Raw genomic sequence first — 14,981 nt, 5'->3', positions numbered from 1 at the left:
AACTATATTTATGAACTAGCTCTGATGAAAGCTTCATCCTTTTTCTGACTTCTTTAGCCAGTAAAAGATATGGAGAACAGCAGGAATAGCTTCAAATCAATAATCAAATAGTAAAATAACATGCCTTTATATACAAGTCAACATCTAAAAATATACAATTCACTTTCAGGTGAAAAAGAAAATTTCAATCCAATCCATGAAGGAAATGTTGGAATGTATGTTTGCGGACCTACAGTCTACAGTAATGTTCACTTAGGAAATGTTAGAACTTTTATGTCATTTGATGTGATTTTTAGATATTTTTCGCATCTAGACTATAAAGTACGCTATGTGCGAAATATTACCGATGTTGGTCATATTGTAGATGATGTAGATGAAGGTGAGGACAAAATTGCAAAAAAAGCTCGCATAGAGCAATTGGAACCTATGGAAATTGTACAGCGTTATACTGTAGATTTTCATGAAATCCTGAAAGCTTTTAATTTTCTACCTCCAAGTATTGAACCTACTGCTACCGGGCATATTATTGAGCAAATCGAGATTGTCAAAAAAATAATTGATACTGGAATTGGTTATGAAGCCAATGGATCAGTTTATTTTGATGTTGTAAAATATAATGAAACCAACAATTACGGCATTTTAAGCGGACGAAATATCGAAGATATGCTAGCTAATACCCGTGATCTTGATGGTCAATCGGACAAAAGAAACCCACAGGATTTTGCTCTTTGGAAAAAAGCAGAACCACAACATATTATGAGATGGCCTTCACCTTGGAGCGATGGTTTCCCAGGTTGGCATCTTGAATGTACCGCAATGAGCACTAAATATCTAGGCAATCATTTTGACATTCACGGAGGTGGTATGGATTTAAAATTCCCACATCATGAATGCGAAATTGCACAAAATGAAGCTTGTACAGGACAAAGCCCAGTAAATTATTGGATGCATGCCAATATGCTTACCCTAAACGGAAAGAAAATGGCAAAATCTACTGGTAACAACATTTTACCTGGTGAGATTTTAAGCGGAGAAAACACTATCCTAAGTAAACCATTTTCTGCTTCTGTAGCTCGTTTTTTTATGTTACAAGCACATTACCGAAGCATCTTAGATTTTTCCGATGATGCCATTGTTGCTGCCGAAAAAGGATACAAAAGATTAATGGAGGCTCTTGACTCTCTAGATTCTATTACTACAAATTCTTCTTCATCGATTGATATAGCTAGTTGGAAACAACTATGCTACGATGCTATGAATGATGACTTTAACACTCCTATTTTAATTGCACAGCTATTTGAAGCTGTTCGTTATGTTAACTTATTAAAAGACAATAAAGAAACTATTACTTCTGAAGATTTAAACAACCTGTCAACTTCATTAAGAGCATTTGTTTTTGATGTTTTAGGTTTAAAAGATGAAAAAGTTTCAGATGCTAATAATGATAAATTAGAAGGAGTTGTAACTATGTTAATCGAAATGAGAAATCAAGCAAGAGCTGATAAAAATTTTGCACTTTCTGATCAAATCAGAGATCAACTAATTGAATTAGGTATTCAATTAAAAGATGGAAAAGACGGAACTTCATTTAGTGTATAGCAAAAAGTCTTTTAGCTCAGTTTATAAAAATTAAAATACCCTTTTAATACTTTTTCTGAACACTGATTACTAACGAAGTATGTTATCAAAAATAGTAATATATCCATTTGTTTTACTTGTACGGTTTTATCAAAATGCGATATCACCCTTTACACCTGCAGCTTGCCGTTTTGAACCAACGTGCTCAAGCTACATGATACAGGCACTGCAAACTCACGGTTTGTTGTATGGTGGCTATTTAGGGATCAAACGAATACTCAGTTGTAATCCTTGGGGAGGAAGTGGCTACGACCCCGTTCCTGAGAAGAAATGCAATCTAAAACATTAACTTTTTATAAAGTATAACTCTATTTTAAAATTTTATTTTTACAACATAAAAATATATTACTACATGATACACGCTTTAAACATTGTTTGGAATCCTTCGGAAGGAATAGATTTAGGTTTTTTCATGATTCGATATTACAGCCTAATGTTCGTAATCGCCTTTGGATTGGGATGGTACATAATGAAACGGATTTTCGAACGTGAAAATGAACCTATCGACAAATTAGACTCTCTTTTTATATGGACAGTTTTGGCTACTTTGATTGGAGCTCGTTTAGGACACGTATTATTTTATGACTGGGAATATTACAGAAATCATATTTCAGAAATTTTCTTACCATTCCGTTTTAGTCCAAATTTTGAGTTTACAGGTTACCAAGGTTTAGCTAGTCATGGTGCAGCAGTTTCAATTATCATTGCAATGTACTATTACAGCAAAAAAATATTAAAACGTCCCTTATTATGGATCCTAGACAGAGTTGTCCTTCCTGTTGCTAGTGGAGCAATATTTGTACGTTTAGGCAACTTCTTTAACTCAGAAATCATTGGAAAAGAAACTGATTCTGTTTTTGGAATTCGTTTTTTACATGATACTTTTAGCAAAAATGATGCTATAAACAAAACACAAATTGCTAATCCAAAAGAAGCATACAATGCAATAGCAACTGATCCGAAATTTGCTGATTTATTAGCTCAGGTTCCAGTAAAACATCCTACTCAACTATACGAAGGATTTTGCTACATTTTTGTATTCGCTATTCTTTACTATTTATACTGGAAAACAAATGCAAGCCAAAAACCAGGATATTTATTTGGTTTATTTTTAGTTCTTTTATTTGTAGTTCGTTTCATAGTCGAATTTGTAAAAGAAAGCCAAGGCGGTATAGAAAGCGAATTAGGCTTATTTTCAACAGGACAATGGCTAAGTATTCCATTTATAATAGTTGGAGCTTACTTCATGATTAGAGCTAATAAAAAAGCCTCTGTGAACTAAATAAAACACAATATATAAAACACCCGATATTCTCATATAAGAACATCGGGCGTTTTTTTTTATAACAGTTTATTTCAGTCGCTACGCTCAGTTTTCAATTTACATATTACAATTATCTGTCACAATTTACAACTTAAGCTTACAGTGAATCGTTTGTTGTAATTTCGGTTTATATAACAATGCAAAGTTCGCAATATAAGTTTACTATTTAATACTCGTCGAGTACCGTAAACAGAAATTCTTAACCAGTAGCTACTTCTCTCCGCGACAGACAACCGAGACTACTCCCTATTTACTGTGAATTACGGACCGCGCACTGAAAGATTAAAAACACCTAAATGGATCGTTATTTACCGCAAACCACCAACTTGTCATTAAGACTGAAAACTGTGACTGACAATCAAAAACTACTCACTATTTACCGCAAAATACGACTGTGACTGTAAATTAAAACATTATGTTTTATTTCCTCTAACCATTAAGAGATGACGAAATTTAGGCTTCCCCTATTAATGAAACTTTGTTAATATTTATTTTTTCACCACAGATTGAATGAATTGAAGAAAATTGAGTTCAAAGCTTAATGAAACTTCATCTCTTAATCGTTCAAACTAAAAACATTATGTTTTATTTTCTCTAACCATTAAGAGATGAAGAAATTTAAGTTTCTCTTATTAATGAAACTCAGTTAATATTTATTTTTTCACCACAGATTGAATGGATTGAAGAAAATTGAGTTCAAAGCTTAATGAAACTTAATAGCTAAAATTTTTGCATAAAAAAAAGGATTCAATTTTCATTGAATCCTTTTTCCTTAAATAATAACAGAAGTATTATTCCGCATTTTTATGTCTTTCTTCGATTGAGATCTTGTCAGCTGCAGAGATAGAATCTACTAACACTGGAGTTGCAATAAACAAAGAAGAATATGTTCCTACAATAATACCAACCAACATAGCGAAGATAAACCCTCTAATTGATTCCCCACCAAAAATGAACATGATCAATAATACCACGATCATCGTTAATGAAGTATTAATTGTTCTAGACATTGTTGTATTAATAGAGTCATTTACAATCTGCTCAAAAGAACCTTTTGTTTTTCCTGCTAAAAATTCACGAACTCTGTCAAATACAATTACTGTATCATTCATTGAGTATCCAATTACAGTAAGGATCGCAGCAATAAAGTGCTGATCTACTTCCATACCAAACGGCATGAATTTATAACATAACGAATAAATACCTAATACAAAAATAACGTCGTGAGCAATAGCTGCAATCGCACCTAAACTAAATTGCCATTTTCTAAAACTAATCATTAAGTACAAGAATACAATTGCCATTGCTCCAAGTACAGCCCAATATGCATTTGTTTTAATATCTTCAGCAACTGCTGGACCTACTTTTGAAGCTTGTACGATACCTAATTTTTTACCTTCATAAGCATTAACGAATTTATCATAAGTTAAACCATCAGAATAGTACTTTTTCAAATTATCAAACAATAATTTATTTACTTCTTCGTCAGCTTTAATACCGTGCTCTTCAACTTTATATTTAGTTGTAATTTTTAATTGGTTGTCTTTACCAAAAACTTTTGCTTCAGCACTACCAAAAACCACAGCCAATTCATCCTTAACAACTTCTGCTTGAACAGGTTTCTCAAAACGAATTTGGAATGTTCTTCCTCCAACGAAATCTACACCTTGATCTAATCCGTTTATGCATAATGATGCAATACTAACAACAACAACAACACTTGAGAATAAGTACGTCCATTTTTTAACTCCTAAGAAATCGAAATGGAAGTTATTAAACATGTTTTTAGAGAAATTAGTCACGAATGTTAAATCATTCTTTCTGCTAATATTTCTGTCAATAAATATTCTAGCAATAAAGATAGAAGTAAATAAAGAGGTAATAATACCAATTAACAAAGTAGTAGCAAAACCTTTAATTGGCCCTGAACCAAATATAAACAATACAGCTCCAGTTAAAATATGCGTAACGTTTGCATCTGTAATAGATGACATTGCACCTCTCCAGCTATATGAAGTTTTAATTGCTTCGTCAAGTGTTTTACCTGCTCTCAATTCTTCTTTTGCTCTTTCATATATAATGATATTCGCATCTACTGCTGTTCCCATTGTCAACACGATACCAGCAATACCTGGCAATGTAAGAACCGCTCCTAAACTTGCTAAAATACCAAATAAGAAAAGTAAGTTAACTGCCAATGCAAGATTAGCATACCAACCAGCTTTACCATAATAAATCATCATCCAAAGAGATACTAAAAGTAAACCTACGATAGCAGAAGTTGTTCCATTATCAATAGCTTCTTGACCTAAGGATGGCCCTACAACTTCTGACTGAACGATATCAGCAGCTGCAGGTAATTTACCAGCTCTTAATACGTTTGCTAAATCTTTAGTTTCTGTAACATCAAATACACCTGAAATCTCAGATCTTCCTCCTGAAATTGGACCACTAGAAACTCCTGGAGCAGAATATACGATATCATCAAGAACAATAGCTATATTGCTTTTTTGAGTATATGCTCTTCCTGTTAATTCTTCCCAAGCTCTAGCTCCTTGGCTGTTCATTTGCATAGATACAGCTGGCTTACCCATTTGGTCAAAAGTATCTTTAGCATCAGTTACAACACCACCACTCATTGCAGCAACGTTATCTCTATTTCCTTTTAAAGCATATAATTCAACTGCTTCAATTTCTTTTCCTTTTGCATCTTTAACATCTGTTGGTTTTCCCCAAACAAATTTTGCGTAATGTTGATCTGGAGCCAACAATACTCTGATGTCAGATCTTTTTAAATAACTGTTTACAACAGCAGTATCTTTTGGTGAGAAAAGACCTAAAACTGGCCCACCACCTTGACCTATAATTTTATCAAATAAAGGATTGTTTCCTTTTTTAGTAGCAAGTGAATCTTTACCACCTGTAAGTAAATCATTCAATGAATCTTTAACTACAGCTTTAGTTTCAACTTTATTGATTTCAGTTTTCTTCAAGGCTTCATTTGCAGCCACTAAGAAATTACCCATTTCTTCAATTTTGTATGTTTCCCAAAACTCTAATTGAGCAGTACTTTGCAATAATTTCTTGATTCTATCAACATCTTTTGCACCTGGAAGTTCAACAAGAATTCTTCCTGTTTCTCCAATTTTTTGAATATTTGGTTGTGTAACACCAAATTTATCGATACGTTTTCTTAGTACTCCAAAAGCACTATCTACAGACTCATCAACTTTTCTTTTGATTACTTTTTTAACTTGAGCATCACTCATTTGGAAATCAATCCCACCTTCACCTTGCAAACTTCTGTTAGCAAAGATGTCTGGAGAAGCTAATCTTACTGTTCCATTAGAATTTGCTTCAAATGCTTCAAAAAACGCATCTAAATACGTTTGATTTCCTTTTTGATTTGCAGTTGCATCCGCTAATGACTTATTAAAAACTGGATTTTTAGAATTATTAGCCAATCCTTTCAAAACATCTTTTACAGAAATCTGAAGAATAACATTTATTCCACCTTCTAAGTCAAGACCTTTATTGATTTGTTTGTCTTTTACTTCATTAAAAGTAAAACTAGTAAATCCTAAATTGAAAACTTTTTCTTTACCAATAGAATCCAAATATTTAATTTCTTTATCAGGATCATTTCCTGCGAAAGATTTCGCATCACTTTTTACCTTATCAGCGACAAAAGTGAAGGAAAGTTGGTAAATACTTACCAATGCAAATAGAATTGCGAAAAATTTAATAAGTCCTTTATTCTGCATTATTACTAAAAATTAATTATGTTTTATAGTTTGTTTTGTTTTAAATCATACAATATCAAGCCGTTGAGCAAGTTTTCATATTTAGAATGACGAAATCATAAATTGCATCATTTTTTTAAACCGAGCAAATATATAATTAACGAAAAGATTAACCAATTTATTTATTAATTAATCTCAAAAAAAAGACTGCAAAAGTGCAGTCTTCTCCTATTTACTCGTAAATCTTATACTAAAATCGACTTTAAAGCGTCATTCATTCCTCTAACTGCATCTGCGCTTTTAGCAAATAATGCTTTTTCTTGGTCATTCAATTTGATGTCTAAGATTTCCTCAACACCGTTTTTACCAATAATACATGGCACACCAATACAAATATCATTTTGCCCGTATTCGCCTTCAACAAAAACAGAACATGCTATCATTTTCTTTTGATCATTTAAAATACTGTCAACCAAATACGCTACTGAAGCTCCTGGCGCGTACCAAGCAGATGTACCTAAAAGCCCAGTAAGTGTAGCCCCTCCTACCATAGTATCAGCTGCTACTTTTTGCAAAACTTCTTCTGAAAGAAATTCTGTTACAGGAATACCATTATACGAAGCTAAACGTGTCAATGGAATCATAGTTGTATCTCCATGACCTCCAATTACCATAGCCGAAATGTCATTAGCTGGTTTATCTAATGCCAAAGACAAATAGGTTCTAAAACGAGAACTATCAAGTGCTCCTCCCATACCAATTATTCTGTTTTTTGGTAATCCAGTAGATTTCAACGCTAAGTAAGTCATTGTATCCATCGGATTAGAAACCACTACAATTATTGTATTTGGCGAATGCTTCAATACATTTTCAGCAACTGTTTTCACAATTCCAGCATTGATTCCAATTAATTCTTCGCGAGTCATTCCTGGTTTTCTAGGAATTCCAGATGTAATTACCACTACATCACTACCAGCTGTTTTAGAATAATCATTTGTTACCCCAGTTACTTTGGTATTAAAACCAGTATTTGTAGCACATTGCATAATATCTAAAGCTTTACCTTCAGCAAAACCTTCTTTGATATCCAATAATACTACTTCGCTTGCAATTCCTCTATAAGAAATAACGTCAGCACAAGTGGCTCCAACGTTTCCTGCTCCTACAATGGTAACTTTCATATTTTAAAAATTTATTCGGTTATTAGTTAATTTTTTATTGGATTAATTGCTTATTACAATCAATTTACTTGACAGCTAATATAAGCAACAGTCAACTAAACAAATATAACAATTAAACTTTTTTAAGCATCAATTTTAGCATAAACTGCATTCTTCTCAATAAATTCTCTACGTGGCGGAACCTCATCCCCCATTAACATAGAGAAAACTCTATCTGCTTCTGCTAAACTATCAATATTTACTTGACGCAAAGTTCTGAAATTTGGATCCATTGTAGTTTCCCACAATTGCTCAGCATTCATCTCCCCAAGACCTTTATAACGTTGAATTCCTGCGCTTCCACCCATTCTTTCATTAGCTTGATCACGTTGAACATCATTCCAAGCATATTCTTTTTTATTTCCTTTTTTAACCAAATATAAAGGTGGAGCAGCTATATATACGTGTCCTTCCTCTATTAGCTCTTTCATAAAACGGAAGAAGAATGTTAATATTAATGTAGAAATGTGGCTACCATCGACATCGGCATCACACATAATAATTACTTTATGGTAACGAAGTTTATCTAAGTTTAATGCTTTACTATCTTCAGCAGTTCCAACTGTTACTCCTAAAGCTGTAAAAATATTACGAATCTCTTCGTTTTCGAATACTTTATGGTGCATTGCTTTTTCAACATTCAAAATCTTACCACGTAATGGTAAAATTGCCTGAAATGCACGATCACGTCCTTGTTTTGCAGTTCCACCCGCCGAATCTCCCTCGACAAGATATACTTCGCAACGTGCAGGATCTTGCTCTGAACAATCAGATAATTTACCTGGCAATCCGCCTCCACCCATTACGGTTTTACGTTGTACCATTTCACGTGCTTTCTTAGCAGCGTGACGTGCCTGAGCAGCAAGAATTACTTTTTGAACAATAATTCTAGCATCATTTGGATTTTCTTCCAAATAATTCTCAATCATCTCACTCACAGCCTGACTCACTGGCGAAACAACTTCTCTATTTCCTAGTTTAGTTTTTGTTTGCCCTTCAAATTGTGGTTCAGATACTTTTACAGAGATAATTGCAGTAAGTCCCTCACGGAAGTCATCTCCTGAAATATCGAATTTTAATTTATCCAACATTCCTGAAGCATCTGCATATTTCTTTAATGATCTGGTTAATCCAGTTCTAAAACCTTGCAGGTGTGTACCTCCTTCGTGTGTATTAATATTATTTACATAAGAAAAAATATTCTCCGTATAACTTGTATTATAAATCAAAGCTACTTCTACAGGAATTTCTCCTTTATCATGATCCATAGAGATAACGTGCGAGATAATCGGCTCACGGTTTCCGTCTAGGTAACGAATGTATTCTTTCAATCCTTCATCAGAATGAAAAACTTCACTTTTGAATTCTCCTTTTTCATCAACCTCTCTTTTATCTGTAAATGTGATTGTTATCCCTTTATTCAAATAAGATAACTCACGCATACGAGCCGACAAAGTGTCGTAAGAGAACTCTGTTGTCTGTGTAAAAATAGTATTATCTGGGTAAAATGTCTGACGTGTACCTCTTTTATCTGTTTCGCCAATTTGCTTAACAGGATACAATGCTTTACCTCTTTCGTATTCTTGCTCGTAAACCTTACCATCTTTAAAAACGGTTGACCTCATGTGAACCGATAGTGCATTTACTACCGAAACCCCAACTCCGTGCAAACCTCCAGAAACTTTATACGAGTCTTTATCAAATTTACCTCCAGCACCAATTTTGGTCATTACAACCTCTAATGCTGAAACTCCTTCTTTTTTATGTAAATCTACTGGGATACCACGACCATTATCTTCTACAGTTACTGATCCATCTTCGTTTATTGCTACACTAATAGTATCACAATATCCTCCCATGGCCTCATCGATAGAGTTATCCACAACTTCATAAACCAAATGATGCAGTCCTCGAACACCCACATCTCCAATATACATCGATGGACGCATTCTTACATGCTCCATTCCTTCTAATGCCTGAATACTATCTGCTGAATAATTGTTCTTCTTGATTTCTTCGCTCATATAATTTATTCTAAAAAATGTAATATTTGTCTAACACGCAAATATATAAAAACGCAAATTATATATCCGTTAAAATACCATCTAAAGCACTTAAGTTATCAACATATTACTAAAAAAACCCGTTTTTTATAGTATAAAAAACAAAATCTCCAACTATTATAAATAACAAAATTCCAAAACGAACATTTTAAATGCTGTTTTGAAATTTTGCTAATTGACTTACTTAATTATTTCTAACTCAAAATGAAACTCATTTTATCAAACTACAACTCCCGATTTAGAAATTTCTGTATCTGCTTTTACGTGAGCTGCATTTGCTCTCCCACTTGGATCTTGGTTTTCTTGCCATTTTGGAATCCATTTTCTAACGGTTTGCGCAGCGCTAACCTGTGGATAGTATTTATGAAATATTGATCTGTAAAAATAAGCTTCTTTTGTAGTGGGCGAGTTATAAGGAAACTCTGTTGTTGCTCCAGCTAATTGCTCATCAGTAACATTCGAAGAACAATATTCAATTAACTCATCAATCCAATTATAACCTACTCCGTCTGAGAACTGCTCTTTTTGCCTCCACAACACTTCATCTGGTAAATAAGGATCTTCTGGAGTATCAAATGCTTTCCTTAATATATATTTTTCACTTCCTTGATGTGTTTTAGGCTGTTTTTCTTCTGGTTTAATACGAACTGCCACATCCAAGAAAGCTTTGTCTAAAAACGGTACTCTTGCTTCTAATCCGTGAGCCATTGTTGACTTATCTGCTCTTAATAAATCGGCAGTAAATAATTTCTGAACTCTTTCGATAGTTTCTTTTTGAAATTCTTCAGCAGAAGGAGCATTTCTAAAGTACAAATAGCCTCCAAAAATCTCATCTGCACCTTCTCCCGAAAGCACTACTTTTATTCCTAAATCCGCAATTGCCTTAGACAAGAAATACATTGGTGTACTTGCACGAACAGATGTTACATCATAAGTCTCTAAATGCCAAATTAATCTATCAAGAACTTCAATTCCTTGCTCTATTGTAAAATGTATTTCATGATGCTCTGTTCCTAAGAAATCTGCTACTTTTTTAGCCGCTTTTGCATCTGGCGCATCTCCATCTAAACCAATTGAAAACGAATGTAATTTCTCTCCTCGTTCTGCTAATAATCTTGCTGCGATTGCCGATGTTAAAGACGAATCTAATCCTCCTGAAAGTAATACTCCAATTGGCACATCACTCATCAAACGCTTACGAGTTGCCTCAGTCAAAGTTTCTCGAATTAATTCCAAATTTAAGTTTTGATCAGCCTTTAAATAATCTTCATATTCAGGTTGATAATATTTTACAAAACCAGTTTTTGGTGTGTAATAATGTCCTGGAGGAAATGTTGAAAATGACTTGCATTGATCTGCAATAGGCTTCATTTCTGACGAAAAATAAATTCTTCCTCTTTCATCCAAACCATAATACAGCGGTTTTACTCCCAACGGATCTCTTCCTGCAATAAAATCATCTCCATCAATTACAACAAAAGCCCAATCCCCATCGAGCATATTACAAAAATCATAACCAAACTCCTCGTACAAATGAACGATTACTTCTGAATCTGATTTTGTTCTAAAAGTATGTGCTTTCAAAATTCCATCACGTAATTCTTGATGATTATATATTTCGCCATTATGAATCATCCAAGCAGAAGATGTTCCTTGAATAGGTTGTTTTCCCGAATGTAGATCTATAATCGACAAACGTTCATGACTCATAATATGCCCCTTTTCCATTATATGCAAATCACTTTCATCTGGACCACGATGTGACATTCTTTTCGAAAGTTCTTTTACAAGTTGCGGGTCTTTTCCTTTTCCAATAATGGCTAATATTCCACACATAACTATATCTTTTTAATAGTTTAAAAAATTTGCTGTAACAAATATGGCTAAAAATTCTCTTTTAACCACTAAATTATCAGTTTTTACTTAAAAAAAACAAAGAAAACGTTCTCAAAAAATTGAGAGCGTTTTCCTTGATATAATTTTATTTCTTTTATGCTTTAACATATGCATCATCATGAACACTTGCAACTGCTCTTCCAGAAGGGTCATTCATGTTTTTGAAAGCTTCATCCCACTCCAAAGCAATTTTTGTACTACAAGCTACACTTGCTTCCTGAGGCACACATAAGGCAGCTGCATCACTTGGAAAATGTTCTGTAAAAATAGAACGATAGTAATACTCTTCTTTAGAAGTTGGTGTCTGTAAAGGGAATTTATATTTTGCATTCGCCAATTGCTCATCCGAAACTTCTTTTGCTACTACTTCTTTCAAAGTATCAATCCAACTATATCCCACTCCGTCAGAAAACTGTTCTTTTTGTCTCCAAGCAACACTTTCTGGCAACATATCTTCAAAAGCCTTACGAACTACCCATTTCTCCATAGGATGCTCTTTATTGATCATTTTATCTTGTGGGTTGATACGCATAGCTACATCCATAAATTCTTTATCCAAGAATGGCACACGCCCTTCAATTCCCCAAGCGGCTAAACTTTTGTTTGCACGTAAACAATCATACATATGTAATTTACTTAACTTACGAACGTTTTCTTCGTGAAATTCTTTTGCATTTGGTGCTTTGTGAAAGTATAAATACCCTCCAAATAACTCATCAGCTCCTTCACCAGACAACACCATTTTAATTCCCATTGACTTAATAACTCTTGCCATTAACCACATTGGAGTTGATGCTCTAACTGTAGTTACATCATAAGTTTCTAAGTTATAAATCACATCTCGAACCGCATCTAAACCTTCTTGAATCGTGAATTTAATCTCGTGGTGAATTGTTCCTATATGTTTTGCTACTATTTGAGCTGCAGCTAAATCTGGCGAACCTTCTAATCCTACTGAGAAAGAATGTAATTGCGGGTACCAAGCATCTGTTGTATCATCAGACTCTATGCGTTTTTGAGCATATTTTTTGGCTACAGCCGATGTTATAGAAGAATCTAAACCTCCTGAAAGTAGAACTCCGTAAGGCACATCACTCATTAATTGTCTGTGAACTGCTGCTTCTAATGCTTTTTTAATTTCAGGAATGCTTGTTTCATTATCTTTTACAGCATCATACTCCATCCAATCTCTTTTGTACCATTGTACAAATTCACCTTCTTTACTTGTCATATAATGCCCTGGAGGAAACAACTGTATTTTTGTACAATACCCTTCTAAAGCTTTCAATTCTGAAGCTACATAAAAAGTTCCATCCTGATCCCACCCAATATACAACGGAATAATCCCCATATGATCACGAGCGATAAAATACTCGTCTTTTTCCACATCATATATTGCAAATCCGAAAATACCATTCATTTCATCTAAAAAATGAGGTCCTTTTTCTTTATAAAGTGCTAAGATAACTTCGCAATCACTTTCTGTTTGAAAGTTATATTTTCCTTCAAATTGTTTACGTAACTCTCTGTGGTTATATATTTCACCATTTGCAGCCAGAACTAATTTCTTATCTTCTGTAAACAAAGGCTGTTTTCCTGAAGCCGGATCTACAATTGCCAAACGCTCATGTGATAAGATTGCTTTATCATTGCTATAAATACCGCTCCAATCTGGTCCGCGGTGGCGAATAATTTTAGACATTTCTAATACTTGAGGTCTTAAGGTTTCGGCTTTTTGTTTTAGATCAAAGGCACATACTATTCCACACATAACTATATATTTTTATATTTTTATTTATTTTGATAAGGCAAATATGCGATAACAGTTACAAATACAAAACACATATAGCTATTTTAGTTTCATTCTGTAACCATAAAATTGTTTTTACATCTAAAATGTAAAATTTTAACACTAAAGAAAGCCTCAAACTTGAAGATTTCAATTTTTAGGCTAATCAAAGTGCTGAAATGCAAATTTTAAAAGAAATCTTGGAATTAAAATCTATAATAACTAGACAAACATTATTAAATTCTAAAGAGTAAATACTATAAAGAGCTAAGAATATATTTTTAACATAAAAAAATAGAGACATAAATAAATATCACTATTTCAAACACTTAAACACTTTCAAAAAAAACATCCCTATTTTATATCAAAATTATTTACATTATAATAAGTACACTTACTATATTTGCACTTACAAAATAAAACAAGAAAATTTATGTGGACAAAATCTTATTCTGTAATTACAACAGAAATAACTAAGGAACAAATATGGAAATTAACAACAGACATTAATAATTGGAAAAAATGGGATGATACTGTTGAACATTCCGAGCTTATAGGAGAGTTTAAAGTTGGAAACTATTTTATTCTTAAACCAAAAGGAGGCCCAAGAATAAAAATTAAACTGATTGAGATTTTAGAAAATAAAAAATTCACAGATTTAACCACTTTCCCGTTTGCTAAAATGTATGGAGAACATACTTATGAAGAGACTGAAGAAGGTCTGAAAATTTGTATTACAATGACTGTTAAAGGGATTTTGTCTTTTTTATGGGTAAAATTAGTTGCCAAAGAAATTGTTAATCATTTACCGGCTGATATTGAAAATCAAATTAAAAATGCAAAAAAAATTAACCATGAGTAAATACTGGATTGCTGCTATTTCAAAAGAGCATACAGAATTGGCTATAAAAGGCAATTTTATTCAGGTTTGTCATGGAAAAAAAGCACCTCTGAAAAGAATGACAAAAGATGATTACATTATAATATATTCTTCTAAAATAACAATGAAAGAAAATAAAAAGTGTCAAATGTTTACCGCACTAGGAAGAGTAATTGATGATCATACGTATTCCTTTGAAATGACAGAAGAGTTTAAGCCTTTCAGAAGAAATATTGAGTTCATGAAATGCAATCAAATTTCGATAATTCCAATGATTGAAAATCTTGAATTTATCTCAGACAAAAAATACTGGGGTTATCCATTCCGATACGGTTTCTTTGAAATCAATGAAAATGATTTTAACTTTATAACTTCAAAAATGATTTGTGATAAAAATGATACAACAAATTCAAAATAAAAAAACTTAA

Annotated in this window: 10 protein-coding genes; 5 read left to right on the top strand and 5 right to left on the bottom strand. The window is 33.1% G+C overall.

The features are described from left to right. The first annotated feature begins 120 nt into the window (after positions 1-120). From cysS to lgt, 3 genes are all read left to right on the top strand, one after another. The gene (gene cysS, locus LPB87_RS02760; protein ID WP_230604859.1) at positions 121-1,599 is read left to right on the top strand and encodes a cysteine--tRNA ligase; all 1,479 of its coding nucleotides are present in this window, start codon (positions 121-123) and stop codon (positions 1,597-1,599) included. Between the two features lie 79 nt (positions 1,600-1,678). Further along, the gene (yidD, locus tag LPB87_RS02755; protein ID WP_129537627.1) at positions 1,679-1,927 is read left to right on the top strand and encodes a membrane protein insertion efficiency factor YidD; all 249 of its coding nucleotides are present in this window, start codon (positions 1,679-1,681) and stop codon (positions 1,925-1,927) included. A 63-nt stretch (positions 1,928-1,990) separates the two neighbouring features. Beyond that, the gene (gene lgt / locus LPB87_RS02750; RefSeq protein WP_129537626.1) at positions 1,991-2,920 is read left to right on the top strand and encodes a prolipoprotein diacylglyceryl transferase; all 930 of its coding nucleotides are present in this window, start codon (positions 1,991-1,993) and stop codon (positions 2,918-2,920) included. 833 nt (positions 2,921-3,753) lie between these two features. Here the strand turns inward: lgt and secDF are convergent. From secDF to asnB (LPB87_RS02725), 5 genes are all read right to left on the bottom strand, one after another. Then, on the bottom strand, positions 3,754-6,726 hold the full coding sequence (gene secDF / locus LPB87_RS02745) for a protein translocase subunit SecDF (RefSeq protein WP_129537625.1): 2,973 nt from the start codon (positions 6,724-6,726) through the stop codon (positions 3,754-3,756). 224 nt (positions 6,727-6,950) lie between these two features. Next, a complete protein-coding gene (gene mdh, locus LPB87_RS02740; protein WP_129537624.1) occupies positions 6,951-7,886 on the bottom strand; it encodes a malate dehydrogenase in 936 nt (311 codons plus the stop codon). A gap of 122 nt (positions 7,887-8,008) precedes the next feature. Further along, positions 8,009-9,949, bottom strand: coding sequence for a DNA topoisomerase (ATP-hydrolyzing) subunit B (gene gyrB / locus LPB87_RS02735; protein WP_230604857.1), 1,941 nt, complete (start codon positions 9,947-9,949; stop codon positions 8,009-8,011). Positions 9,950-10,207: 258 nt separating this feature from the next. Further along, the gene (gene asnB / locus LPB87_RS02730; protein ID WP_230604855.1) at positions 10,208-11,824 is read right to left on the bottom strand and encodes an asparagine synthase B; all 1,617 of its coding nucleotides are present in this window, start codon (positions 11,822-11,824) and stop codon (positions 10,208-10,210) included. A 154-nt stretch (positions 11,825-11,978) separates the two neighbouring features. Beyond that, a complete protein-coding gene (asnB, locus tag LPB87_RS02725) occupies positions 11,979-13,655 on the bottom strand; it encodes an asparagine synthase B (protein ID WP_230604853.1) in 1,677 nt (558 codons plus the stop codon). A 451-nt stretch (positions 13,656-14,106) separates the two neighbouring features. Here asnB (LPB87_RS02725) and LPB87_RS02720 point away from each other — a divergent pair, with 451 nt between their 5' ends. Continuing rightward, positions 14,107-14,535, top strand: coding sequence for an SRPBCC family protein (locus LPB87_RS02720; protein ID WP_230604851.1), 429 nt, complete (start codon positions 14,107-14,109; stop codon positions 14,533-14,535). After that, positions 14,528-14,971: an EVE domain-containing protein gene (locus LPB87_RS02715; RefSeq protein WP_230604849.1), complete on the top strand. Its 444-nt coding sequence runs from the start codon at positions 14,528-14,530 to the stop codon at positions 14,969-14,971. The genes LPB87_RS02720 and LPB87_RS02715 overlap by 8 nt, the downstream gene beginning before the upstream one ends. The last annotated feature ends 10 nt before the right edge of the window (positions 14,972-14,981 follow it).

The organism is Flavobacterium sp. EDS (assembly GCF_020991525.1).
GTDB lineage: Bacteria > Bacteroidota > Bacteroidia > Flavobacteriales > Flavobacteriaceae > Flavobacterium.
Note: the sequence above shows the minus strand (reverse complement) of the source record. Positions and strands in the feature narration are given on the sequence as shown.